Below are 23721 nucleotides of genomic sequence, written 5' to 3' on the forward strand. Positions count from 1 at the left end.
TTCAATCATGAAGCTTTGGTGCTCAAGGTTGGCCGCCATGTCGCTGGCCGCTCTTTCGCTGGCGGCTTGCGCACCACGCCCTAAACTATGCCCGCTGCAACCGCCGCAGCCTGAATACGCCCTGCCCCAAGGTTGCCGGGTTCAATGGGAGGGCGCGGATGGCGGGGCCTATTTCATCTGCGAAGACGGGCGCGAAGGTTTCGTGAGCTGATCGTGGGGATGTGACATTCCGGCTCGTTGACCCTCCAGCGCTGGAATCTGGCAGAGACGGGTGCAAAACAACCGATGGCAACGCGCAATGGCAAGAACACTCCTAAATTTATGTATTATGATCTTGGGGTTAATCTTTGGCCAGACTTCCGCCGGGACAAGCCTTGCAGCTACATCCCAAGCGTATGAATCAGAGCCCCTGGTCGCACACATAATTACCGCGCAGGACGGGATCGCGCCTGACGTCAAGACGATCACTGCAGGACTGCATCTGAAACTGGGCGAAGATTGGAAAACCTACTGGAAGTCGCCTGGTGAGGTGGGAATTCCGCCCAAGATCACTTGGAACGGCTCGCAAAACGTCAGCGACGTACAGTTTCACTGGCCCGCGCCGATCCGTTTTCGCGCCTTCGGGATCGAGAATTTCGGGTACAAGGACGAAGTGGTCTTTCCGCTGACCGTCACACTCGAGAACCCCGGAGCGCCAGTTGACTTGAAGGCCGCTGTGACAACGCTGATCTGTTCCGATATCTGTGTGCCGGTCGAGTTTTCGCTGGACTTGTCGCTGACTCAGGGAACGGGTCGGGATCAGGACTCGGCCCGGCTTATAAATGCCTTTCTGTCGCGGGTGCCAACCACGGGAAACACAAGCGGAATGAAGTCCGACGCCGCGACCCTGGATACCGAGTCCGAGATGCTGACGCTGAATTTCACCAGCGACCTGCCCTTTGATGCGCCTGATGTCTTTCCCGACATGGGACGTGACACCGCGTTTGGTGCACCCGACATCCGGCTCGCTGGCGACAGGCGTCAGCTATGGGTGCAGTTCCCGGTCCTCGCTCTGGCACAGGACCCCCCCGCCTTGTCCGTCACGGTTACCGACACCAACCGCGTGGCCGAGTTTTCGCCCCGTACCGACGCTCCCCCTACCCCGCCACCATATGAGATCGCGGCCGCCGAAACTTCAGCCAGCGCGCTGGTCTGGATCATTTTGCTGGCGGTGGGCGGCGGGTTGATTCTGAATGTCATGCCCTGCGTACTGCCAGTGCTTTCGATCAAGCTTTCCTCGGCGGTAAAGGCTCGCGACCGCTCTGCGGCTCAGATTCGCGCCGGGTTCCTGGCTTCGGCAGCCGGAATCCTGACATTCATGTGGCTGTTGGCGGCTATCACCATTGCGGCGCGGTCGCTGGGCTATTCCGTCGGCTGGGGCATCCAGTTCCAGAATCCGCTTTTCCTTGCGGTGATGATCGTGGTGCTGGCGGTTTTTGCAACCAGCCTCGCGGGCTTGTTCGAGATCACGCTGCCGCAGTCGCTGAACACCCGGCTTGCCCATGTCGAAAAGGGCCGCGTGTCGCTGGTCGGGGATTTCCTGACCGGAGCCTTCTCAGCAGTTCTGGCGACGCCCTGCTCGGCCCCCTTCCTCGGCACGGCGGTGGCCTTTGCCCTGACCGGCCGACCGGTGGATATCGTGGCGATCTTCACCGCAATGGGGGTCGGGCTGGCCATTCCTTACCTGCTGGTTGCAGTGCACCCGAAACTTACCGCCGCTCTGCCTAAACCGGGGCGTTGGATGGTGGGATTAAAATGGGCCCTGTCGGCGGCACTGCTGACCACGATCGGCTGGTTGGTCTGGGTGATGGTCGGGGTGGCCGGAGACACTGCTGCAACTGCTACCGTGCTGGCTGCAACTGTTCTGGTCCTGTTGATCTGGAAAAGTACGATGATGCCACCCGTTTTGCGCTGGACAGCCCTGTTGCTGACGCTGACCGCAGCGTTTGCCGCACCGGTTGCGATTGCCGGCAAAGACCGGTCCAGGCTGCTTGAACCAGCCGGAGAGATCCCTTGGATTACCTTCAGCCGCCCCGAAATCGCCCGCCTTGTGTCGCGCGGCGAGGTGGTTTTCGTCGATGTCACAGCCGACTGGTGTCTGACCTGCAAGGCCAACAAAGCGCTGGTGCTGGAACGCGGCGAGGTTCTGGCAACACTGCAATCGGACAAAGCAATTCCGATGCAGGCCGACTGGACCCGCCCCGACGATGTGATCGCCCGTTTCCTTGAGGACAATGGACGGTTCGGGATCCCCTTCAACATCGTCTACGGCCCGTCGGCCCCCGAAGGCATCGCCCTGCCAGAGATCTTGACCACGAACGCCATTCTCGACGCGATGGAACAGGCCGCGCCGATTGCGGGCGGAGCCGTGGAAAGCGGATCCTGACCCCGGAGTTCACATATCCCGGACGCGGTTGCTCTGCTGCGCTAAACGCATGGTCTCGTGCTCTTCCATATCCAGTATCGCCTGAAAGAGTTCGCGTGCCTCGGGTATCTCGGCACGCCCGTGCAAATACCGATATAAGTCGATCACCTGATTGTGAAGATCGAAGACCGCTTCGCAGATCTCATCGACGCTCATCTGTGCGAACGGCCTGTCGCAGGCGCGATGTGGGTCGATCGGCTCATTGCCCAAATAGTCATATACCCAGGTGTTGAGCGCTTTGGGATCGGCTCGTTTCACGAAACCATCGACGATTTTCTCCAGAGCAGCCTCATGATCGGCGAGGTAGGTAAGCAACATCCTGGCCAGCTCCTGCTCTGACTGTGTCGAACAGTGGGCCAAACATTCGGCGAGCCAATGATGCATTTCCCGCGTCCAGACAATTAGATCAGAAAACGTTTCAACTTTCATGGTCTCAACCTCCTAAAGATCGGCATGCGATAGCCTAAACCGGAATTTTCCAGATGGCTCACTGGGCATCAGCGCGAAGTCGGCGCCGGCCCGATCCACGCCGGGCTGCGGGAATCAACCCCCCAGTTCCAGCAATGCCCGGTCGATTGCCACCTTGCGCGGATCCCCCTGCGGCAGGTCATCCGCCAGATCCCTTGCCCTGCCATAGGCGTTCCGGGCGCCGTCGGTCTCGCCCAGCACCGAATAGGCGTTGCCCAGCCGCATCCAGCCGTCCAGATCGCCTGGGTTTTCCTGCATCCGGCTCGCAAGCCGTTCGACCATCGAGCGGATGAAGGCCTGCCGGTCTTCGTCTGACATCTCCTCGGCCGCCGCCACCTGATCGGCAGTTGGGCCGGGCATGGAAGGGGCAAAAGCCGCCAGATTCACCGGAGCCCGTCCGATCGACGGGGCGATGCGGTTAAGCTGGGCCACAAAACTCTCCATCCATGGCCGGAACTCCTCTTCGGCGTCCATCCGCGTCTTCAGTAGGTCATAGGCCTTATCAGGCGATCCAGCCTGCTCCAGACCAATGGCTTTGTAGAATGTCGCTGCTGGGTTCGATGGGTCCAGTTCCAAGGCTCGTTCAAACGCCCGATCGGCCTTGGGCGTAACGACACCGTCATCGGCATAGACCAACGCCTCGCCATATTGCGACACCAGCGCTGAATTCGCATTGGGTCGGTCCAGCAACCCCTCGAACGCGTCTGCGGCATCTCCAAAGCGTCCCATACGCATATAGGTCTGAGCCAACAACACCCATCCCTCGGTTGGCCCGCCGGTTTCATCCGCCTCAAGCCGCGACTTCAGGCGCACGGCAAGGTCGGCGATTTCACGGGCTTCGGCCTGCTCCCCCTCGCGTTGGGCAAATGGCTGGCTGGGGATGTAGGGACTACCCAGTTGCCAATAAAGACCGGCTCCGAGCGCTGGAACTACCAGCGCGGCAAGTAAAATCAGCGCACGCCCGGAATGGCCCATTATCGCTTTGTCGTCCGATTGCCGGTCAATCGCCTTCAGGCGACGTTCTATCTCGGCTCTGGCGGCCTTGGCCTCTTCGGCTGAGATAATTCCTCGTTCCAGGTCCTTCTCCACTTCGCCGATCTGGTCGGAAAAGATGGCAGAGGCGCTTTCGCGTCTCGACAAGTCCGAGGTCTTGCGCCCCAGGCCGGAGAGGGCGAGCGTCAGAAACACCGCCACGGCCATGAATGAAAAGATAATCCAGATCATGCGTGCGGCTCCGTGAGTGAATGGTTTTCGGGATTCCGTTCTTCGCTCGCGCCGCGTTCCGTCTCTTGTTTTCGCGACTTCCGATATCGGCGCGCATTTTGGGTCAATACCGCTGCAGTCGCGATACCACCCAGCCCCAGGATGACGATAGGCGCAACCCACAGAATGTAAGTTGATGGCTTCCATGGCGGGTTGAACAGAACATAGTCGCCATAACGCGCAACCAGAAAGTCCATAACCTGCTGGTCCGTGTCGCCTGCCACCAGCCGTTCGCGCACAAGCAGACGAAGGTCGCGCGCCACGCCAGCGTTAGAACTGTCGATGTCTTGGTTCTGGCACACCACGCATCGCACCTGTTTCGAAATCGCCCGGGCCCGCTCTTCCAATACCGGATCTGCAAGTATCTCGTCGGGCTCAACCGCGAATGCCGGCTGCGACACCAGCATCGCCAGAGTGACCGCGGTAATTACAATGCGACGTATCATGACGCCTCTCCTCCGGCCGCCCGCGCCTGATCCAGCGCGGTGCGCATCTTTGAAATTGCCTCGTCGCCCAGCACCGGGCCGACAAAACGGAATACGACCTTGCCCGCGCCATCAATCACAAAGGTCTCCGGCACGCCGGAAATCCCCCATTCGATCCCGGCTCGGCCGTCCAGGTCGGAACCGATGCGCTCATAAGGGTTGCCCAGATCGTCGAGCCATTTCCGCGCGTCCTGCGGCTTGTCTTTGTAGTTAATGCCCATCAGGCGAATGCCCTCATCGCGTACCATACGCGTCAGCACCGCATGTTCGGCCCGGCAGGGCACGCACCAGGACGCAAACACGTTGACCACGATCGGAGCTGACCCGTCATTTTCCACCAGATCGGTACTGGACAGCCCGTGGGTATCCAGCCCTTCGACCGGCGGCAAGTCGAACTCAGGCACCGGCTGCGAGATCAAAACAGACGGGATTTCGTTTGGATCGCGATCGGGATTCAGTCCCCATAGCAGGAAGGCACCCAGGATGCCGGCAATCGTAATTGGGAACAGTGCAAATAGACGTTTCATTGCCCTACTCCGCCGCCACCGCAACGGAGCTCTGCCCAGTCCGTTTTCGTGGTGCACCGACGCGTAGACGCCGATCGGAGAGTGACAAGACACCACCAAATGCTAACAATCCTGAACCTATCCAGATCCAGACCACCAATGGCTCATACAAGATACGCAGGGTCCATTTGCTCTGTTCTGATTCCGCCGCCGGTTCCGATATTGAGGCGTAAAGGTCCCCTGCCAACGTCGTTCGAATTGCTGACTCGGTCGTACTGGTACCCGCCACGAGATAGGCCCTGCGCTCGGGTTGAAGCGTGGTGACATAAGCGCCATCGCGAAATACCGTCAGTGTGGCCGCGCGAGACAGATAGTTCGGACCGCGAAGCTGTTCCACACCGTCAAAACGCACGTCGAACCCTGCTATCTCAATCTGTGTTCCGGGCTCGGCAAAAGTCACGACCTCGGATTTCCAAGCGCTGGACCCGATAAAGCCGATCATACAGACAGCCAACCCCGCATGGGCCACGACCATGCCGTAATGAGAACGCGGTAGGCTGCGGGCCCGACGCAGGGACTCGGCCAACGGTGCCTCACCCAGCTTAATTCGGCTGGCCCACTCTGTCAGCACAGCGCCCAGCAACCAAACCGCAAGGCCGATCGACACTACCGCCAAGGCTGGGCCGCCGGTATCCAGATACCACACAAGCAACGCTACGAGCAGGCTAACCCCGGCCACCCATTTGAGCCGGGACAGAACACCGCGCAAATCCGCCCGCTTCCATGACAACAGCGGCCCAATCCCCATTACAACGACTAGAACCAGCATGATCGGCACGAAACTGGCGTTGTAATAAGGTGGTCCAACCGAAATCTTTTCACCTGTCACAGCCTCAAGCAAAAGCGGATAAAGCGTACCGAATAGAACCGTCGCCGTTGCGGTGGCCAGCAGCAGGTTGTTAATAAGCAAACCGGCCTCGCGGCTGATCGGGGCAAAAAGACCGCCGCCCTCCATCTCCGGTGCGCGTATGGCAAACAGCGTCAATGAACCACCGATCGCGACAGCCAACAGCGCCAAGATGTAAATGCCGCGTTCGGGATCGACCGAAAACGCATGGACCGATGTAAGCAAGCCTGAGCGGACAATGAATGTCCCCAACAAGGACAACGAGAAGGTCAAAACGGCCAGTAGGATCGTCCAACTTTTGAAGCTGCCGCGCTTTTCGGTCACAATGGCCGAATGGAACAGCGCTGTGCCAGCAAGCCAGGGCATAAACGAGACATTCTCGACCGGATCCCAGAACCACCAGCCGCCCCAACCCAGTTCGTAATAGGCCCACCAGCTGCCCAGAACGATACCAAGTGTCAGAAACACCCAGGCCGCCAATGTCCAGGGTCGGACCCACCGCGCCCATGCCGGATCGACCCGCCCCTCAATCAGGGCAGCCACGGCGAAAGAAAATACGATAGAGAAGCCGACGTAACCCAGGTATAGGAACGGCGGGTGCATAGCCAGGCCGACATCCTGCAACAGCGGATTTAAATCCTGACCATCCAGCGGTGCCGGAAACACCCGGTCAAACGGGTTCGAGGTGAACAGCATGAATGACAGGAACCCCGCGCTGATCCAGGCCTGCACTGCCAGAGTGCGCGCCTTGAGTTTCAGTGGGATGTTCCGAGCCAACAGAGACACACCCAGCCCGAAAATCACCAATATCAGAATCCACAACAGCAGCGACCCTTCGTGGCTACCCCAGGTCGCAGCCACCTTGAAAAGCATCGGTTTCAGCGAATGAGAATTGCTGGCCACATTTAGCACAGTGAAATCGCTGACCACGAAGGACCACATCAGAGCGGCGAAGGCGATAGCAACCAGCGCTGTCAGTAGGACCGAGGTCGCAGATGCCGATCGCATCCACATGACATTGTTCCGTGCTGCTCCAATCAAGGGAAATACGCTTTGCACCAAGGACACGGCCAGGGCAAGCGCCAGGGCGAACTGCCCGATTTCCGGTATCATTCCAATCCCTCCGGATTTCCGGTTTTGCGGCCTTGTCCGACAATCCAGCGCTGGAGGGTCAAGCGCATTATTGCCGCACCCCCTTCGGCTGATGCATGCTTGACGAGCGCAAATCTGGCCGGCGGCCTTGACCTTCCAGCGCTGGAGACCCCCACCATTTCGACTTCACCGATGGACGTACCGAACACTTTGTTTTCAGGGCAGGGACTCAGGAAACAAACGAACACGAGGGCATCATGACACGGAGCAACAGCAAGATTACGTGCGTCTGGCAACGCCTCCAGGCTGTAATACTGGCTGGGGGGCTGAGCCTTGGGTCAACTGCCATGGCCCAACCGGAAACCCGTCCGGCTGACAACGTGGCGATGAACCCGCAAGCCTCCAGCAACATGTCAGGTATGGGAAGCATGTCCAGGATGATGCGCCCCGACGCGGTGCCGCCAACGGGTGTCGTTGGCGGTATGCATCCACCCGAGGGTGTTTTGATGCCTGTGTTCTCTTACATGAACATGGAGATGGACGGAAATCGTACCGGAACGCAGTCGCTGTCTACCTCGAACGTTCTGTCGCAGTATCCGATCGCGCCGCTCAGCATGAGCATGAACATGGCGATGGTCGGCCTGATGTACGGTGTGACCGACGAGATCTCGGTGATGGCGATGCTGCCCTATACCCGCAAGACGATGAAGCACCAGACCCGCATGGGCCAGACCTTTAAGACCAGGGCACAGGGGTTTGGCGATCTGAAGATCATCGGCGGATATGATATCTACAAATCCGACGGGCAGGTGCTGGAACTATCTCTTGGCCTCAGTCTGCCGACTGGCTCGATAGACGAGACCGACACCACGCCAGCTGGGCCGGACCAGCTGCTGCCCTACCCCATGCAACTGGGTTCAGGCACCTACGACCTGCTGCCGGGCGTCACCTATACGGGCCAGAACGCGGATTGGTCTTGGGGCGCCCAGCTGGCCGCCGTGATCCGGATGGGTGAGAATGATGCCGGTTACACCTTGGGTGACGTCTATTCAGCAACAGTTTGGGGTGCACGGCGCTGGAATGACCAGTTCAGCTCCTCGTTGCGGGTGGTCGGCGACATCGTGGAAAACATTGACGGGTCGGATGCGCGCCTGAACCCAGGCATGGTGCCCACCGCTGATCCGACCCTGCGCGGCGGCCAGTTTCTGAGTATCGGAATCGGAGTGAATTACCTTGTGCCGGGGTCGGGCGTTTTGGCGGGCACGCGCCTGGGTATCGAGGGCGTGATCCCTGTGTATCAAGATCTGGATGGGCCCCAGCTTGAACGCGATTACGCAGTCTCCTTCGCGATACGCAGGGCGTTCTGACCCTTCAGCCCCAAACCGACTGTAAACGGACAATCAGCGCCGCCGCGGTGGTCAGAACGACCACTGACACCGCCATCAGTAGCAGGGCCAATGTCACAGGTCCGCCGCGCCCAGGTACGCGACGTGCCAGTTGGGCTGCAAATCCAGTACCGTGGGCGATCTGGCTCTGAACGACGGATAGGTATAGCGGCAGCGCTCCGACCAGCGTGGCGTACAGGTAAACGCCTGAGATGTTCTCGAAGTAGGCGGAGCGTACCAGCGTCGGACCGACTACCCGCAACGCCACTACGGGATCACCGCCGAAAGACCCGAACCAGTCTGCCGAAAGCGCGTAGATCAGCGCGTGCAGCGCGATGAACAGGACGGCCCGTAGCAGCAGGTCAATTAGCAGATACCGGGCCGGGATGGCCCCCCTGCCCCGCGCCCTTACCCCAACGGCGAAAAGAAAAAAGCTGAGATAATTTAAAAGGAAAACGACCGGCAACCCATTCGTCACCACCTGACGCAAAAACCGAACAAACGCGGGACCACTGTTCAGGAGGTGCGTCGCAAAGCCCGGCGTGCGCAAAACGAAGATGGCCAACAGCGGAAACAACGCAAGGCAACTGACGATCAGCGTGTTTCTGGCAAACTTCCAGAAAGGCAATTCAGTGGCAAAATATCTGTTCATTTCATTTAGTTTGCCAACGGTTCCAGCGCAATGTCGATGCCAATTGGTTTACAGACCTGCGACAGAACCTCCGATTTTATTATTCCGCAAGCCCTCTACCTACTTTACGCGCAAAATCTGTTACTTTTGCTCGTTACTTTTGTTGCGCTATCAGTTTCAAGTTACACTCGATAAGTATCCCTTATCATGACTGATTGATTTCGCCGGAAAATGCGCGCAGAATGTGCCTCATGAAGCCCCTTGCGCCTTACCTCCCCAGCCCCTCCCCAGCCCTCTCCGCAGAAGATCAGGAGGCGCTCACCGATCTTTATGTGCGCGGCACGCCAGCCAATACGCTGCGCGCTTATGAGCGCGACCTGCTCTATATCACCGCCTGGAAGTCCGCGCGGTTCGCAGCGACGCTGGACTGGCCGGAATCTGAGGCCACCGCTCTCACCTTCATTCTCGATCACGCTCGCGATCTGAATGACGCACCAGAAACGGATGTGGCGCGCGAAACCGCAGAAGCGCTGATTACTCAGGGGCTGCGGAAGTCCCTCGCCTGTCCTGCCCCTTCGACGCTGGACCGGCGCATCGCCTCCTGGCTTGCCTTTCATCGAATGAAGAACCTGACCAGTCCTTTCGGTGCGCCGCAGGTGAAGCAGGCCCGTGCCAAGGCGCGCCGGGCTACAGCCCGGCCCCCTGCCCCAAAATCGCAGCACCCGATTACCCGCGATGTTCTCGAGCAGTTGCTGACCACCTGCCGGGGGTCGCGGCGCGATTGCCGCGACCGGGCGATCCTGATGCTGGGTTGGGCTTCGGGCGGGCGGCGAAGGTCCGAGATCACCGGATTGATGCGGGAAGATGTGTCCTTGAAAGAGTTCGAGGCCAAGGGTCTGGTGTGGATCTCGCTGCTGGAAACCAAGACCACCCAAAAGAGGGAAACCCCGCGGCTGGTGCTCAAGACCCGCGCGGCACAGGCGCTGGTGCATTGGATCGAGGTGGGCCAGATCAGGGATGGGCCGCTCTTCCGACCCATCTCCAAGGCTGACCGGGTGCTCAAGCGCCGCCTCAGCCCGGATGCGATCTACCAGATTGTTCGGCACCGGTTGAAACTGGCGAGGCTGCCCGAAGGCTTCGCCTCGCCCCACGGGCTGCGCTCGGGTTTTCTGACCCAGGCCGCACTGGACGGTGCCCCGATCCAGGCCGCCATGCGCCTGTCCCTACACCGCTCCATGGCACAGGCGCAGAAATACTACGATGACGTCGATATCGCCGAAAACCCGGCCGCAGACCTGTTGGGGTAAGCTGGTGCTAAACGAAGAAAGCGGTAACCCGTGGGTTACCGCCATTAAAATTAAGAAATCTGAGCATGGGTAACCCGCGGGTTACTACTCGTTCAAAACAGCTTCGAAAGCCTCAACCGCTCTCTGGAGCTTTGACCGGTCAATCGAACTAAAGTCCTGACCAGACAATATCCTGCACTCTCCCTTGCGCGCAGTGATTTTTGAAGCGCCCACGTGGAACTCATACTTCACGCTCTCAACCTTCTCACGCCGCTTGCCGCTAGCTGGTTCAGCATCAGAACTTGCCACGAAAGCATCAAGTATTTCGTTTTGCTCACCGGCTGTGGATGCGCGCACTAACACATCTCTTAATGCAGCAGCTGAAGCCGATGACGCTCGAAGTTTCCGCGCAACCTCAACGCCAAGGTTTCTGGAAACACTCTTTGGAAACGGCAACGCACCCTCAAGTTCACTGAGCAGGTAAACAAAGCTACGAATATAGGAGCGTTTCATCTTGTGCAGGGATGAGTACAGCCTTCCGACCAAAGCTTCTGCATCCCCTGCCCCCAACTCTGAATCTTTAGAAGCAAGAATTGCCACTTGCGCCATCTCAGCAAACGTCAAGTCTTCCCGAACAACGTTCTCTTCAACCATGTCAATATAGAGGTCGATGCGATCACTCTGGGATTTGGCAACTCGCGCCGTAACACTGGAAAAGCGTTCATCACCGGTCTCTTCATAAAGCTGCTTAAGAGCAGTTACTCGTCTCCAACCTTTTTTGAGTTGGAAGCGTCCATCTGAATCCTTATAAAGCTCTATGGGCTCCTTCTGGCCGCGTTCCTGAATTGAAGCCTTGAGTTCATCCATCTCGTCGGAACTTGCGACAGCCGAAAGATCCAAGCGATCTCGTGGCAGATCTGTCGTATGAATTTCATTGATGCCAACCGCAACCAAGACTCGCCCCTCATCACGAGCTTTACGATACTCCTTAGCATCGGAGGCATTTTGCCGTCGCTGTTCGACACGGTTCTCAGTGCTTTCATTTAGGCTGTTTGCTGTCTCGCGAACCGCAGCCCCCATCGGCCCCACTTCGCGGCGGCGTGTTTTCTTGAGGTCATCTTCATCAATTGGAGTGAAGCCAAATTTATTCCCGCTCATTCTACCCGCTCCTCAATTTTAGTACGTGCCTCCCAAGCCCTTAGGACGACATCCCTAAATTCGCTGTATGCATTATCAAATGACTGACGCGCCCGTTTCCATGTGTCCCGAGTCATCTGTCTGTAGTCCTGCTCGTAAACAGACATCTGGAACCTACCAGATTGCTCGACCGCACGTGTCATTTCGATGGGATTTTGACAGACATCGGCGCCGAAGACATTTTTGAAAGCATCCATCATCGCGACGTGCAAAGAGTTGCTAGCCTCGAAGCGAGTCATGAGAACACGTATGTCATCGAACCTTTTAGGAAGCGTGATACCAGCATCCTGTGCAATACGTTCGAACCCGCTGGTTATGTCTTCCAAGGCATCGCCAAGCTGACCAAGATAACTCGTTGTGCTGTCATACTCCCAATAACCAGGACCAGACGGAATATAGAGGATGTCAGCAGCAAAGGCCGCATTCAAAGACTGGTATCCAATTGCCGGCGGGCAATCGAAAACAATCAAATCATATTGGTCGTCAGGCAACTCATCGAGATATCTTGCTACGCATCCAAAAAAACTCCATGCCTTATGAATGGACCTGTACTGAGCGGACGCAAATTCAACGAAGGCCGCGTTCGCACAGCTCGGGATGATGTCGATCGTCGACCAAGAAGTTCTTTGAATGAAGTCTTGTACACGTTGCGCGCCAATCGACTGAACATCTTCAGGCAATTCGTCGGCAGTAGGGTAGGGGCAATCTGCGGGATCATCATATTCGTCCGCGATCCGGTTCGCCTCACGGCAGAGATCGCGGCACATAATGCCCCAGACAGTATTCCACTCTCTAACTTCAGCCAGACCCATCGAATGCGTGAGTGTCGCCTGGGGGTCGAAATCCACCACCAGAACACGGTAACCATCAAGCGCGGCCGCATTCGCCAAGTGCTGGGCAACGACAGTTTTGCCGACACCACCCTTAAAGTTCGAAACCGCTACTCTCATAGCCCGGCCTGCCGGCCTTTGAGGCAGAAGGCTTTTACCTCTAAATCTCAGGCGCCGTCTCAACTCATTTATCTCAGCCAGAGAAAACCATCTTTGCCGCCCATCATCTTCAGTCGCCCCTTGCGGAAGAGACGGATCTTCGGCCAACTTCTTTCTCAAGGTGTCCGCCGGGACATCAAACATGAACTGGCTAATTTCCCAGATCGAGAATGGTCGAAGCACTTTCTCGTCAGCGGGCGAGAAAGTAGCGCGGCGGACGGCAGCCTGTTGGGCCAGGCTTCGTTCGTTCATAGCTTGAAGGTCGGTGTGGTCACGCATGGTGCTGCTCTTGTTATATCACGGATGTCTTCTAATAACGCGATTTTGGAAAACTGCAAAACGTAAAGAATGGAATTTCCGCTTTTTCGCCTCCGACTCGGTAAAAACGGGAGGTATTTCGAAAGCGAAGCTATGTTTTGGTGACAGGCAGCGACCAATTACCAGATATATGGTGACACTCGACCCCCAATATGGTGACAGCATAGTGTCACCTATAACCTATTAACCGAATTTTCTTTTGATTTTGAAGAAAGAGGCGGTCATCCTGTTTTTCAAAGCCCGTTGACAAACTACGGGATTTCATCACACTGAACCCAATTGATGGAATCGGTCAGCGAAACCGATCCGCTCGAGGCACAGTGGCAGTATCAAAATGGAAATAAAACGATTTACAGGATTTCAGGCCGGTTCTCAGAAGTACGATCTTTTGACTGCAATCTCTGTTGCGGGATTGAATGGCACACCCGGTTTTCAATGTTCGATGATGCGGCTCATTGCGTTGATAACGGCCCGATACAACTGGCGCACTGATGAGCTGACGGTCGGACAAAAAGAAATGGCCCGCCTCTGGTCTGTGGACGAACGAACCGTCAAGAGAGAAATTAAGCGATTGACGGATTCAAGTATACTTCTCCAGCTTAGGCCTGGGGTTAGAGGCCGCGTCGCAGCGTACCGACTCAACTACACGGAAATTTACCGTCTGAGCGAACCGGTTTGGCGAAATGTTGGTTCTGATTTTGTATCGCGCATGGAGACACAAACTCCAAAACCGACCGAAAAGGTTGTTCATGTACAATTTGGCCAAGAAAAACCAGAAGCTGTTGAACATGAGGGACAAGACCTTCAGGATCCGTGGGGCAGGGCGCTTCGGCGCCTATCAGAGTCTGAAGCACTATTGTTTAAAAGTTGGTACTGCGATCTCAAATTTGTTGAAATACAAGATCAGACAATCACCTTGCGCGCACCCAGCAAGTTCATCGCACAGTACATTCAATCTCACCATTTGAAACCTTTACTTGGAGCGGTCCAGCTCGAGTTCGGGCGAATTCAGAAAGTGTGTTTGCTCGGCTAACAATCCAGATTTGTAAGTCGCACGCTGTGCCGTGAGACAACCGAAATTGCTGATTTCAACCGTTGAGTTTGGCCTCGAACATCCCGATGGTTTTCAGAATGTTGTCGAACAAGGGGGGATCCCCGATGATCATTTCTTGCATCCCCACATAGTCCCGGCGCAGCGCTGCTTTCAGCTCAGGGTTCGGTAGCAATCTTAGTGATCCGGGCCTGGCATTCTCGTAGTTAGCCCAAGCCGCTTTGAAGAAGACGGACTTATGGTGTGCAACCTGATCCAGCAAATCGATCTGTTCGATAGCGCGAGAATGGGTCTCGTGTTTGATCAACTGAGCCATGTCGTAATAATGGCGCGACATACGGTCAGCCAGAGGTTTGGTGATGTCCTGATGATAGAGCATATGCAGGATCGTGGCTTTCTCCCAGAATGTGCGTTCAACACCCAAGACCTTCACATCGACGTCGCTCGCCTCCAACAGGTCTGGAAATGCCTGATGCACATAAGGTGATATCCTGCGGGACTCGGCCGGAAGGTGAACCCCACGGGCGCCAAATTCGAACCGCACTACCGGCTGGATGTAGCCGCTGGCCGCACTTGTCTCGGATGGATAGGCGAAAAGCAAGGTTTGTGCATCATTAGGATCGACCGAGAGGGAAAAGTGCTGATCAAGCACGGCGCCAAACTTGATCTTGGTTTCTTTCAGAAGCGGTCCTGAGACTACTTTGGTGGCCGTATCCTGAAGCTCCTGCAGCAGTTGCTTTTGTTTTTTGCCTGAAAGGGCAGGGTGCTCGGGGTCACGTGTGCCGTCGAAACCGAGCTGTGCCCGGTCGAGAGACAGATCCACGTCTTCTGAGAACCGATGGATGATGTCATAGACCTTGGATAGCGATGTCCCACCCTTGAAGATCATGTGAGTGCCAAAAGAGGGCAGGGCGAATAGATGTTTCAGCGACCAGCAGACCCAGAAATCCTTCTCAACGATTGCCTTGGAAATGCCAAGCTTTGCGGCCGTTTCCTGAAACGCTTCTTCACGGTTCTTTGGAGTATCGTTGGCAAACTGGTCCAAGATCAGACCCATGCCACGATTTGCTGCACTACCGGGTGCATCCAGGCCGGAACATATCTACTTTGTCTTGCGAGCAATGCGCGGTCCTTAACATCCAGATTGCGGGCCAGCGTGTCGACAACACGGCTATCCACCCGGTTTTTGCCAACATAGCGTAACGCCTGAAATACGGCGCCGGTTTTCTGGCCTGCACCAACTAGCGTTTTGGATGATGCATTCCGGAACTGGATGACTTGTCGACCAACTGTCTTGGTGCGGGTCGGGCCGTCGGTCATGTAAGTCGGCTTGGACGGCACTTGGGTCGACAGCCCCAACTGGTTGGCTGCCATGGCAGGGGAGGGCTGTAGAACCTGATTGTCTTTGCGTGCAATCGCTTTGGCAATGTCATCGGCTGACGGAGACAACAGCCCTAATCGGGCGCTCTTTCTCGGATAGTCATAAAGCCCACGCGTTAACCGTCGGATCATCCCTTGATCTGCCAAACGCGACAATGCCTGATCCACACTTGCGCGGGAGCCAATATCCAGAAAGTCGGTTGGCGCAAAGATTGCGCCCCGGCCTTTTCCGATGATGCGTTGTCTAATCGATGAAGTGATCATAGTTTTCTCCTTGTCAGAAAATATAATACTTTTTTCTGACTTACAAGTTAGCAGAGTATCTGGGTGATTTTGTAAGTTGAGCGGGAAGTGGAAGTTCGCTGCAGTCGCTACGCATGCTCGCAGGAAATGCGGAAGCTGACGTTTAGATAGCTTCCCAAGCGAGCATCTTTCTGTCCCGCCGCAAGGCGGCTCCGAGTTCGTACTTCATATGAATGGTCCATGCCGAAACTGGCGCAATGGGCGGGAAACGAACCTTCGTCGTGTCAATCCCGAACTCCGCTATGCGGCCTAAGCCGAGCTAGAGCTTGTCCACGCCGGTCATATTGATTGAATTCCGAAAGTGTGGAAACGTTCATATGGTAGACGCGTTAACGGCGATATTTCACATGAAGCGTATCCTGTTCTCAGTTGTGTTTTGTTTTCTGCCTGCGATGGTGCTGGCGGACAAAGTTGCCTTGGTAATTGGCAATGCGAACTACCAACATGTCAGCAATCTCAAAAACCCGTCGAATGATGCGATCGACATTGCAGAGGCATTGCGCAGGATCGGGTTTGAGGTCACAACAGGTCTTGATCTGGATTACCGCGACATGCGCCTTGCCATACGTGACTTTGGAGAAAAGGCAAAAAACGCCGAGTCGGTCATCGTATACTTCGCCGGCCACGGCATCGAGTTGGACAACACGAACTTCCTGATCCCTGTCAGTGCGGAACTGCGGAGCGACCGTGACATCGAACTCGAGGCAATCCGCCTCAACACATTGATTAGCTCCATCGCGGGCGCACCCGGCTTGAAGATCGTGTTGGTTGACGCCTGCCGCAACAATCCATTCCTCGCGACTATGGAGCGCACAAACAGCACCCGCTCAATTGGACGCGGACTTGCACGTATCGATCCGGGAGGTGTGTTGGTTGGATATGCTGCAAGGAGCGGAACGCTGGCGCTTGACGGCGATGGCCGCAACAGCCCCTATGCTCAGGCTCTGCTCAACCACATCGAGGAACCCGGACTTGAGATTGGCAAGTTGTTTCGGCGAGTCCGCGACAGGGTTTACACTCTGACAGAAGGCTATCAGGAGCCATTTACTTATGGCTCGCTTCCCGCCAGAGACATTTTTCTTGTTCCAGATGCGGCTGCAGGCTCGACGCCAGAGGAAGAAATTGAGCGTGTCGAAGACCAGATTTATGCGGACTTTGAACTTGCGCGTTCGCTCGGAAGGCTTGATGCGATCGAGATGTTTCTGGAGCGATACGAAGGCGAAAGGGATCATTTTGCAGTCGCGCTCGCCCTTTCGTTGCGGGACGACTTGCTTGCTGAGCACCAGAAGGACGAAGTGCCGGGCAACAGTAGTACTGCGCGAGACAAAGTAGCAGCTCTTGTGCCGACATCGCCTCAAAGCGCGAAGGATGATACAGAGACGCGCAGCCTGATCCGTGATATACAAACTGAGCTAAATCGCGTTGGCTGCAGCGCTGGCACAGCGGACGGTGTTGCGGGCCCACGCACGAGATCTGCTTTCTCTCGGTATATCAGCGCTAGAGAGAATCTTGGACTGACGCCTGAGAGCCTCGAGACCAGTGAAACTCTTGCCGCACTTCGAGGAGAGCAAGGAAGAGTCTGTAATCAGTTGGTCGCGCCGTCTTTCGCGACTTTTGATGGTGACTACATTGTCTTAATCAGACGCAGATGGGACGATGATTATTGGCAAACAACCAGTCGGCCCGACAAGGCCTATTTCCCCGGAAAAATCGAGCCACTTGCAGCCTTGCGCATCAATCGCAATGGAGACAAGCTGACCTTGCTATCTGCCCAAGGCTTTGCGGCCGAAGGGCCTTGGTTTAGGGACTTCACTGGCAAATTCGATGACTCCGGTCAGTTGAAATTGCGCTTCACATTGAGTTCGCATTTCGGGCAGGCGACACCCTATAAGGTCAATATAAGCGTCAAACTGCCCGAAGGACTTTCGCCAGGAAGAAGGCTTGTCTACGAGCCGCGCAGGATTGACGGGCAGTTTTTTCTGAATTTTCTAATACGCCGTGTCAGTTGAAACTTTAAAGCGATGTCCTTGCCTGCTCCGCAAGAAGACCGTCGCTCTGGGCTCCTCGTCGCTGTTCGCCGCAGATTTCGCCAAGGTCTTGTTTGGGCCGTCCGCGAAGACGGCCCAAGTTGTTAGATTTCAATGGCCTCTGCGATCGCAAGCGCATCTTCCAGCTCAACACCGAGATACCGGACGGTGCTGTCCATCTTGGTGTGCCCAAGTAGCAGCTGGACCGCCCGCAGGTTGCCGGTCTTCTTGTAGATCTGTGTGACTTTTGTCCTCCGCATCGAATGCGTTCCGTATGCACTGGCCTCCAGACCGATCGACGTGACCCAATCCCGGACGATCCGGGCGTACTGGCGTGTCGAGATGTGCAAGCGTTCATGGAAACGACCCGGCCATAGGTACTCCGAGCCGACCATGAGCTCATCTTCCATCCACTTTTCAACCGAGGCGCGTGTGCCTTCGGAGATTTCAAAACGAACCGGCTTCTGCGTTTTGCTTTGCAACACCGAAGCTCGTTCCTTGATCTGGCCGGACGCCATCACGTCGACGACTTTCATCTTCACGAGATCGCAGCCACGCAGTTTGCTGTCGATTGCCATATTGAACAGCGCCAGGTCCCGATGGTTCTCGGCGAGTTCAAGTCGAACACGGATTGCCCAGACGTGTTTTGGTTTCAGTGGCCGTTTTTGCCCAACGATGCGCCCTTTGTTCCAAGCCGGGCGAAGCGCACGAATGGCCGGTAAGTTTGGTGTTTCCATGACTGATCCTCCGATCCGCCATGCCCTCCCACAACGACAACCTGACGTTGACGATGCCTCCATATCACGGGATGCTGCGTCGCATCCGAGGTCGGGGCTGAGCCCAAATTGACCAATTCTGTCGTCAGGATCAATTGGCGCATACTGTCAAGAAGCTGCCACTCAAATTCGCGGATCAACGCAAAGCGAGTGAGAGTTTGCGGTCCGCACGTTCCACCAAATGCTTCAATCGGTGGCAGTTAACTTCGGGTCAGACGAAGATCGCTTCAGACGCCATATGTGCAAGATCGAACCCAGATGAATGCTGCACCAATGCGCGAATTGCGAGATTTTCCAGGCTCTGATGCTCAGGAAACGGGAGTGTGAATCCTACGGGGCAAAAGAATCCTTGACCAATTCCAACATCAGCTCTAGTAAAACTGAAATGACGTTTTGCTAGATGAAACGATTGCGAATGATTATGTGGAGCCGCGCATGTCGCGAAGCCACAAACCAACCAACAGTTCGGGAGGAGCCTGACATGATGAAAGATAACCAAAAACTGAAGCTCACCACGGCGCTAGTGGCAGGTGGCCTGGCCATTGCTTCGCCTGCCTTTGCCGAGGGAGAGGTCGTGTTTGCGTCCTGGGGAGGCTCGTTTCAGGATGCCTTGCGCTCAGCCATGCTGGAACCTGCCGCTGGTGCGCTGAATATCACTGTCAAGGAAGATACGACAAACGGCATTCAGGACGTGCGCGCGCAGATCACGGCGGGTGCCGTTGCATGGGACGTTACAGAACAGGATTTGCCTTCGTGTGAAACCCTGAGCCGGGAAGGCAGCCTTGAGCCGATCGACTATTCGATTGTTGACACCACAGGCATTCCGAAAGAGCTGATCCATGACAATTACATCGGCTTCATCAACTTCACCAAGGTGATTGCCTATCGCAAGGATGCATTTGGCGACAATGGCCCGTCCAATTGGGCAGAGTTCTGGGATCTGGAAAACTTCCCCGGCAAGCGCGGTATGCACGGCAAGGTGAACTATAACCTCGAAGCCGCGCTCATGGCGGATGGTGTGCCGATGGCCGAGATCTATGACACGTTGGCCACGAATGAGGGCAAGGCGCGCGCATGGGACAAGCTGGGTGAGATTGCCCCCGAAGTTACCGTTTGGTATCGCGGCGGGTCGCAATCGGCGCAGTTGCTGCGTGACGGCGAAGTGGACGTGATCCATATGGGCCATAACCGCGTAGAAAGCGTGATCGCGTCGGGCATTGATGTGGCCTATGCCTTTGATGGCGGCACGATGGACGTGGACTGCTTGTTGGTTCCCAAGGGGGCTCCGAATAAAGACAACGCGATGCGCCTTATCAACGAATTGCTGAGCGCCGAAGCACAGGCGAGGCTGGCGGTGACCATGCCGTTGGGTCCGGTGAATTCGGGTGCCTTCGGCACCGGGATAATCTCGGATGAGATGGCAGTGAAGGTCAACACACATCCCGACAACTATGGCAAGCAGCTTCTGGTCGATCCGAACTTTTACATCGGCCAGCTGGGCGAGTTGACCGAAGAGTTTGACACGCTGATCCAACAGTAAAAAATATCTGGGCGCGGCACATCTTGTGCTGCGCCCATTTTTGTCAGGTTAGGAGCCCCCATGTCACCTGCAGCCCACTCCCTTCCCATCGATATATCCAACCTGTGCAAGGCCTACGGATCGGTCAAAGCGCTGAATGACGTGTCTTTGAACATCGCCGCGGGCGAGTTCCTGACATTGCTGGGGCCATCAGGCTCCGGCAAGACGACGCTTTTGATGGCGCTGGCCGGATTTGTGCGTCCTGATGGCGGGTCGATCCGGTTTGGCGAACAGGAAATGATTGCAACGCCGCCCCACAAGCGCGGCCTTGGCATGGTGTTCCAAAGCTATGCGTTGTTTCCGTTCATGACGGTCGCAGAAAACGTGGCTTATCCGTTGAAAATTCGCGGGGTGTCCAAAAGCGATCAGAAGGCCCGCGCCGAGCGCGCGCTGGAGACCGTGCAGCTGGGCGGTTATGGCGACCGGCGCATCACGCAATTATCCGGGGGACAAAGACAGCGCGTGGCCCTTGCCCGCGCCATGGTTTTTGAGCCGCAGATCATTCTGATGGATGAGCCGTTGTCAGCGCTCGACAAGAAGTTGCGCGAACATATGCAAATCGAATTGAAGGCGCTGCATGAAAAGCTGGATGCAACTGTCGTTTACGTGACCCATGACCAGCGCGAAGCCCTGACGATGTCGGACCGGATTGCAGTGGTCAATCATGGGCGGATCGAACAGATCGCGACGCCTGAGCGGCTCTATCGCCAGCCGCATAGTTTCTTTGTGGCGGATTTTATCGGGGAATCCATTTCCCTGCCGGTTAGTGTAGCGAATGACACGGCGCAGCTTGGCGAGCGCGTTCTGAAATCCAATACGCCTATTGCGCTGGGCAGCGGAGGCCATCGTCTGATCATCCGGCCCGAGTTGCTGGAAGTCACAGCAGGCGCGGTGCCAGACGCCGCCAATGACCTGTCCGGCCAAGTGCATGACATCATTTATCAGGGCGACAGCGTTCTAGTGATCGTTCAGCACGACAGCGCTGGTCAGATCAATGTGCGTGTGCCTGCCAATCGCGCGGGCCAAACCGGGTTGCCGTCGAAGGGAGAGCAAATCGGCCTTGCCCTGCATCCCGAAGATACGATCATCGTACCGGAACATGTGGCATGAGTATCGCCGAGACGTATGAAGGTGCTGGGACTCTTCAGAATGCCAGCACGCTCAAATCCGAAGAACGCCGCGAAAAACTGACGTTTCTTGGGCTTTCGATGCCTGCGGTTTTGACGATCTTGATCGTCGTCTTCCTGCCGATTTTCTGGCTGTCTTCGCTGTCGTTTTTCAATGCGGCAGGCGAACTGAGCACGGAAAATTACACGCGCATCTTTAGTAGTGCTCTCTATCGGCGAACCTTTGTCGTCACGTTTCAGATCAGCATTGCCGTGACGGTGATTTGCGTCCTTCTCGGCTACCCGCTGTGCTACTGGCTGACAAAGATGCCGAACAAAACAGCGGCCATTCTGATGGTGTTTGTGCTGGTCCCCTTCTGGACCTCGGTTCTGGTGCGGACCTATGCGTGGCTGGTGCTTTTGCAGCGCAATGGGATCATCAATTCGTCGCTGATGTCACTTGGCATTATCGAAGAACCGCTGCAACTGGCGCACAATCTGACCGGCTCCATCATTGGCATGGTGCATATCATGCTGCCTTTTTTGGTTCTGCCGCTCTACGCCACTATGCGCAATATTGACGGCGACCTGGTCCGAGCCGCCGTGGGCCTTGGTTCCAGCCCGCGCGGGGCCTTTTGGCGGGTATTTTTCCCAATGTCCCTGCCGGGCCTTTTTGCCGGCATCGTGCTGGTTTTCATCCTGTCGCTTGGGTTCTTTGTCACACCGGCTTTGCTGGGCGGTGGCCGGGTTCAGATGCTGGCGCAGCGTATCGAAAGCACCATCACAGTCTATTCGAACTGGGGGGCCGCATCAGCCCTGGGCGTGGTCCTGCTGTTGCTGGCGCTGGCGATGATCTGGCTGATGAACCGTGTCTTCGGGCTCGACAAACTGTTTATGCGCTGAGGATCTGAAAATGGAACAAGTCGGACAACGTAAAATCGACGGCCTGTGGCTGACAGTGGTCGGCATTGCTGTGCTGTTCTTTCTCATCCTGCCCACGCTGATCGTTATCCCGATGTCGTTTTCGGGGGCATCCTATCTGGAATTCCCGCCGACATCGCTCTCGTTTCGCTGGTACGTGGCCTATGTCACGTCGCCGGAATGGATGAGCGCAACAAAGACCTCGCTGATCGCGGCGGCGCTGACCACGGCAATCGCGACGCCCCTGGGCTCACTTTGTGCCTATGGTCTGCATTGCTCTGCGCCTCGTATCAGGAGCGCGGCTCAAATCCTTGTGATCATGCCGATTGTCGTGCCAGTGATCCTGATCGCTGTTGGAGTGTTCAGCCTCTATGCCAAGCTGGGGCTCAATTACACACTGACCGGGATCGTGATCGCCCATACTGCGCTGGCGCTGCCATTCGTGATCGTGACGGTGATGTCGGGATTGCAGAATTATGATTTCGATCAGGAGCTTGCAGCGCGCAGCTTAGGGGCGTCCCGTGCATACGCATTGTGGACAATCACCGTACCGCAGGTGAAATTCTCGATCCAGACAGGGGCTTTTCTGGCATTTATCACGTCGCTGGACGAGGTTGTGATCTCGATGCTGGTCTCGGGCGGGGAAAACGCCACAATCACCCGGCGCATGTTCAATTCACTGCGTGATCAGCTTGATCCGACAATCGCGGCGATCTCGACCTGTCTGATTGTCGTGTCCATCACGGCGCTTATCGGTGTGCAGATGATCGGGCGTCGGAAAGACAAGGCACAATGATGCGGGTCTTATTTTTCGCCAAACTCCACCCGAATCTGGCGGGCGGCATCAAGGACCGCCGCGCGATACTTTTCGACGGCTGTGTCATTGAAGCGGACGCGCAGGCCGGACAAGCTGATCGCGCCCAGCAATTCATCTTCGAACCCAAGAACAGGAACCGACAGTCCGGCGACGTCAGGATCGCGTTCACCAAGGCTGAGATAATACCCGGCCTTTCGGATGCTGGCCGCCTGTTTTCCCTGCCGGATGGAATAAGCATCCAGCACCTGACCCGAAGAGCCCATGCTCAGCGGAATGATCTCGCCCTCCTGAACGTGATCCCGCGCAAGCCTTGGCGAATTGACCCGGTAGAGGCACACGCCAGAGTTGCCGCGTTGCACATAAAACGACGCACTTTCGCCGGTCGCATTCACCAAATTCGCAAGCACCGGTCGCACAATTGGCCCCATCCGCAGGTTTTGGCGAAACACGGATCCAAGACGCCACAAAGACGGCCCGAGGTGAAACAGACCCTCGGCGTCTCGCGTAATATGACCAAACTTTTCAAGCGACACGCTCAGACGCAGAATTGTCGCCTTGTTGACCCCGCTGCGGTCCGCAACCTCCTTCAAAGAGAGGCCTGCATCGCCCGGCTCAAAGATGTCCAGCACACGCAATGCGCGCTCTACCGCTTCGACACCACCATTGGCGTCAGGGGATCGGGGCTTGTCGGGCATAGGCAGACCTTTCGACGCAAATCCGTCGCTTTTTATAGCCGGTTTGAGCGCAATTGGAAATCGCAAATAACGAAG

22 protein-coding genes are annotated in these 23721 nt (G+C 56.3%); 10 read left to right on the forward strand and 12 right to left on the reverse strand.

The features are described from left to right. Nucleotides 1-37: 37 nt before the first annotated feature. Nucleotides 38-211, forward strand: a complete 174-nt coding sequence (locus ACR0C5_RS17025) for a hypothetical protein (RefSeq protein ID WP_170417885.1) — start codon at nt 38-40, stop codon at nt 209-211. 117 nt (nt 212-328) lie between these two features. Beyond that, nucleotides 329-2425 carry a protein-disulfide reductase DsbD family protein gene (locus ACR0C5_RS17030; protein WP_170418009.1) on the forward strand — a complete coding sequence of 699 codons (2097 nt, stop codon included), beginning with the start codon at nt 329-331 and terminating at the stop codon, nt 2423-2425. 9 nt (nt 2426-2434) lie between these two features. On the opposite strand, the gene ACR0C5_RS17035 is transcribed toward ACR0C5_RS17030, so the two are convergent. The 5 genes from ACR0C5_RS17035 to ACR0C5_RS17055 form a co-directional block, all read right to left on the reverse strand. Next, the gene (locus ACR0C5_RS17035) at nt 2435-2893 is read right to left on the reverse strand and encodes an ATPase (RefSeq protein WP_170417881.1); all 459 of its coding nucleotides are present in this window, start codon (nt 2891-2893) and stop codon (nt 2435-2437) included. 114 nt (nt 2894-3007) lie between these two features. Further along, a complete protein-coding gene (gene ccmI, locus ACR0C5_RS17040) occupies nt 3008-4156 on the reverse strand; it encodes a c-type cytochrome biogenesis protein CcmI (RefSeq protein WP_170417878.1) in 1149 nt (382 codons plus the stop codon). Continuing rightward, nucleotides 4153-4641, reverse strand: coding sequence for a cytochrome c-type biogenesis protein (locus ACR0C5_RS17045; RefSeq protein WP_170417876.1), 489 nt, complete (start codon nt 4639-4641; stop codon nt 4153-4155). The genes ccmI and ACR0C5_RS17045 overlap by 4 nt, the downstream gene beginning before the upstream one ends. Further along, nucleotides 4638-5207 (reverse strand): DsbE family thiol:disulfide interchange protein, encoded by a 570-nt coding sequence (locus ACR0C5_RS17050; protein ID WP_170417873.1) that lies wholly within the window; start codon nt 5205-5207, stop codon nt 4638-4640. The genes ACR0C5_RS17045 and ACR0C5_RS17050 overlap by 4 nt, the downstream gene beginning before the upstream one ends. 4 nt (nt 5208-5211) lie before the next feature. After that, nucleotides 5212-7206, reverse strand: a complete 1995-nt coding sequence (locus ACR0C5_RS17055; protein ID WP_170417870.1) for a heme lyase CcmF/NrfE family subunit — start codon at nt 7204-7206, stop codon at nt 5212-5214. 326 nt (nt 7207-7532) lie between these two features. On the opposite strand from ACR0C5_RS17055, the gene ACR0C5_RS17060 reads away from it, so the two are divergent. After that, on the forward strand, nt 7533-8552 hold the full coding sequence (locus ACR0C5_RS17060) for a transporter (RefSeq protein WP_170775027.1): 1020 nt from the start codon (nt 7533-7535) through the stop codon (nt 8550-8552). A 4-nt stretch (nt 8553-8556) separates the two neighbouring features. Here the strand turns inward: ACR0C5_RS17060 and ACR0C5_RS17065 are convergent, their stop codons facing one another. Beyond that, a complete protein-coding gene (locus tag ACR0C5_RS17065) occupies nt 8557-9222 on the reverse strand; it encodes a hypothetical protein (protein WP_050605729.1) in 666 nt (221 codons plus the stop codon). Between the two features lie 230 nt (nt 9223-9452). On the opposite strand from ACR0C5_RS17065, the gene ACR0C5_RS17070 reads away from it, so the two are divergent. Next, nucleotides 9453-10508 (forward strand): tyrosine-type recombinase/integrase, encoded by a 1056-nt coding sequence (locus ACR0C5_RS17070; RefSeq protein ID WP_170702624.1) that lies wholly within the window; start codon nt 9453-9455, stop codon nt 10506-10508. A gap of 84 nt (nt 10509-10592) precedes the next feature. Here ACR0C5_RS17070 and ACR0C5_RS17075 read toward each other — a convergent pair whose 3' ends face one another. Both ACR0C5_RS17075 and ACR0C5_RS17080 read right to left on the reverse strand, forming a co-directional pair. Beyond that, nucleotides 10593-11645, reverse strand: coding sequence for a ParB N-terminal domain-containing protein (locus ACR0C5_RS17075; RefSeq protein WP_170702625.1), 1053 nt, complete (start codon nt 11643-11645; stop codon nt 10593-10595). Continuing rightward, a complete protein-coding gene (locus tag ACR0C5_RS17080; RefSeq protein WP_170702626.1) occupies nt 11642-12952 on the reverse strand; it encodes an AAA family ATPase in 1311 nt (436 codons plus the stop codon). Before ACR0C5_RS17080 ends, ACR0C5_RS17075 begins: the two co-directional genes overlap by 4 nt. A 373-nt stretch (nt 12953-13325) precedes the next feature. Between ACR0C5_RS17080 and ACR0C5_RS17085 the strand changes: the two genes are divergently transcribed. Continuing rightward, the gene (locus ACR0C5_RS17085; RefSeq protein WP_170702627.1) at nt 13326-14024 is read left to right on the forward strand and encodes a DnaA N-terminal domain-containing protein; all 699 of its coding nucleotides are present in this window, start codon (nt 13326-13328) and stop codon (nt 14022-14024) included. A 55-nt stretch (nt 14025-14079) separates the two neighbouring features. Here the strand turns inward: ACR0C5_RS17085 and ACR0C5_RS17090 are convergent, their stop codons facing one another. Both ACR0C5_RS17090 and ACR0C5_RS17095 read right to left on the reverse strand, forming a co-directional pair. Then, nucleotides 14080-15099, reverse strand: a complete 1020-nt coding sequence (locus ACR0C5_RS17090) for a nucleotidyl transferase AbiEii/AbiGii toxin family protein (RefSeq protein WP_170702628.1) — start codon at nt 15097-15099, stop codon at nt 14080-14082. Beyond that, entirely contained in the window at nt 15090-15686 is a 597-nt protein-coding gene (locus ACR0C5_RS17095; protein ID WP_170702629.1) for a DUF6088 family protein, read from the reverse strand. Before ACR0C5_RS17095 ends, ACR0C5_RS17090 begins: the two co-directional genes overlap by 10 nt. 386 nt (nt 15687-16072) lie before the next feature. Between ACR0C5_RS17095 and ACR0C5_RS17100 the strand changes: the two genes are divergently transcribed. Then, nucleotides 16073-17734 (forward strand): caspase family protein, encoded by a 1662-nt coding sequence (locus ACR0C5_RS17100; RefSeq protein WP_170417841.1) that lies wholly within the window; start codon nt 16073-16075, stop codon nt 17732-17734. Between the two features lie 122 nt (nt 17735-17856). Here the strand turns inward: ACR0C5_RS17100 and ACR0C5_RS17105 are convergent, their stop codons facing one another. Further along, nucleotides 17857-18489 (reverse strand): tyrosine-type recombinase/integrase, encoded by a 633-nt coding sequence (locus ACR0C5_RS17105; protein ID WP_093037018.1) that lies wholly within the window; start codon nt 18487-18489, stop codon nt 17857-17859. A gap of 520 nt (nt 18490-19009) precedes the next feature. On the opposite strand from ACR0C5_RS17105, the gene ACR0C5_RS17110 reads away from it, so the two are divergent. From ACR0C5_RS17110 to ACR0C5_RS17125, 4 genes are read left to right on the forward strand one after another with little or no spacing between them, the layout of a single operon-like run. Beyond that, entirely contained in the window at nt 19010-20068 is a 1059-nt protein-coding gene (locus ACR0C5_RS17110) for an ABC transporter substrate-binding protein (protein ID WP_170417838.1), read from the forward strand. Between the two features lie 60 nt (nt 20069-20128). Further along, the gene (locus ACR0C5_RS17115) at nt 20129-21217 is read left to right on the forward strand and encodes an ABC transporter ATP-binding protein (RefSeq protein ID WP_170417835.1); all 1089 of its coding nucleotides are present in this window, start codon (nt 20129-20131) and stop codon (nt 21215-21217) included. Continuing rightward, the gene (locus tag ACR0C5_RS17120) at nt 21214-22116 is read left to right on the forward strand and encodes an ABC transporter permease (RefSeq protein WP_170417832.1); all 903 of its coding nucleotides are present in this window, start codon (nt 21214-21216) and stop codon (nt 22114-22116) included. Before ACR0C5_RS17115 ends, ACR0C5_RS17120 begins: the two co-directional genes overlap by 4 nt. A gap of 10 nt (nt 22117-22126) precedes the next feature. After that, nucleotides 22127-22930 carry an ABC transporter permease gene (locus ACR0C5_RS17125; protein WP_170417829.1) on the forward strand — a complete coding sequence of 268 codons (804 nt, stop codon included), beginning with the start codon at nt 22127-22129 and terminating at the stop codon, nt 22928-22930. An 8-nt stretch (nt 22931-22938) separates the two neighbouring features. Here ACR0C5_RS17125 and ACR0C5_RS17130 read toward each other — a convergent pair whose 3' ends face one another. Continuing rightward, complete coding sequence (locus ACR0C5_RS17130) at nt 22939-23646, reverse strand: IclR family transcriptional regulator (protein WP_170417827.1); 708 nt, start codon at nt 23644-23646, stop codon at nt 22939-22941. Nucleotides 23647-23721 lie beyond the last annotated feature (75 nt).

The organism is Ruegeria sp. N8, assembly GCF_056531325.1.

Coding starts and splice junctions, on each gene's coding strand:
- ACR0C5_RS17025 (WP_170417885.1), top strand. CDS start 38: ATGTCGCTGGCCGCTCTTTCGCTGGCGGCTTGCGCACCACGCCCTAAA.
- ACR0C5_RS17030 (WP_170418009.1), top strand. CDS start 329: ATGATCTTGGGGTTAATCTTTGGCCAGACTTCCGCCGGGACAAGCCTT.
- ACR0C5_RS17035 (WP_170417881.1), bottom strand. CDS start 2,893: ATGAAAGTTGAAACGTTTTCTGATCTAATTGTCTGGACGCGGGAAATG.
- ccmI (WP_170417878.1), bottom strand. CDS start 4,156: ATGATCTGGATTATCTTTTCATTCATGGCCGTGGCGGTGTTTCTGACG.
- ACR0C5_RS17045 (WP_170417876.1), bottom strand. CDS start 4,641: ATGATACGTCGCATTGTAATTACCGCGGTCACTCTGGCGATGCTGGTG.
- ACR0C5_RS17050 (WP_170417873.1), bottom strand. CDS start 5,207: ATGAAACGTCTATTTGCACTGTTCCCAATTACGATTGCCGGCATCCTG.
- ACR0C5_RS17055 (WP_170417870.1), bottom strand. CDS start 7,206: ATGATACCGGAAATCGGGCAGTTCGCCCTGGCGCTTGCCCTGGCCGTG.
- ACR0C5_RS17060 (WP_170775027.1), top strand. CDS start 7,533: ATGGCCCAACCGGAAACCCGTCCGGCTGACAACGTGGCGATGAACCCG.
- ACR0C5_RS17065 (WP_050605729.1), bottom strand. CDS start 9,222: ATGAACAGATATTTTGCCACTGAATTGCCTTTCTGGAAGTTTGCCAGA.
- ACR0C5_RS17070 (WP_170702624.1), top strand. CDS start 9,453: ATGAAGCCCCTTGCGCCTTACCTCCCCAGCCCCTCCCCAGCCCTCTCC.
- ACR0C5_RS17075 (WP_170702625.1), bottom strand. CDS start 11,645: ATGAGCGGGAATAAATTTGGCTTCACTCCAATTGATGAAGATGACCTC.
- ACR0C5_RS17080 (WP_170702626.1), bottom strand. CDS start 12,952: ATGCGTGACCACACCGACCTTCAAGCTATGAACGAACGAAGCCTGGCC.
- ACR0C5_RS17085 (WP_170702627.1), top strand. CDS start 13,326: ATGGAAATAAAACGATTTACAGGATTTCAGGCCGGTTCTCAGAAGTAC.
- ACR0C5_RS17090 (WP_170702628.1), bottom strand. CDS start 15,099: ATGGGTCTGATCTTGGACCAGTTTGCCAACGATACTCCAAAGAACCGT.
- ACR0C5_RS17095 (WP_170702629.1), bottom strand. CDS start 15,686: ATGATCACTTCATCGATTAGACAACGCATCATCGGAAAAGGCCGGGGC.
- ACR0C5_RS17100 (WP_170417841.1), top strand. CDS start 16,073: ATGAAGCGTATCCTGTTCTCAGTTGTGTTTTGTTTTCTGCCTGCGATG.
- ACR0C5_RS17105 (WP_093037018.1), bottom strand. CDS start 18,489: ATGGAAACACCAAACTTACCGGCCATTCGTGCGCTTCGCCCGGCTTGG.
- ACR0C5_RS17110 (WP_170417838.1), top strand. CDS start 19,010: ATGATGAAAGATAACCAAAAACTGAAGCTCACCACGGCGCTAGTGGCA.
- ACR0C5_RS17115 (WP_170417835.1), top strand. CDS start 20,129: ATGTCACCTGCAGCCCACTCCCTTCCCATCGATATATCCAACCTGTGC.
- ACR0C5_RS17120 (WP_170417832.1), top strand. CDS start 21,214: ATGAGTATCGCCGAGACGTATGAAGGTGCTGGGACTCTTCAGAATGCC.
- ACR0C5_RS17125 (WP_170417829.1), top strand. CDS start 22,127: ATGGAACAAGTCGGACAACGTAAAATCGACGGCCTGTGGCTGACAGTG.
- ACR0C5_RS17130 (WP_170417827.1), bottom strand. CDS start 23,646: ATGCCCGACAAGCCCCGATCCCCTGACGCCAATGGTGGTGTCGAAGCG.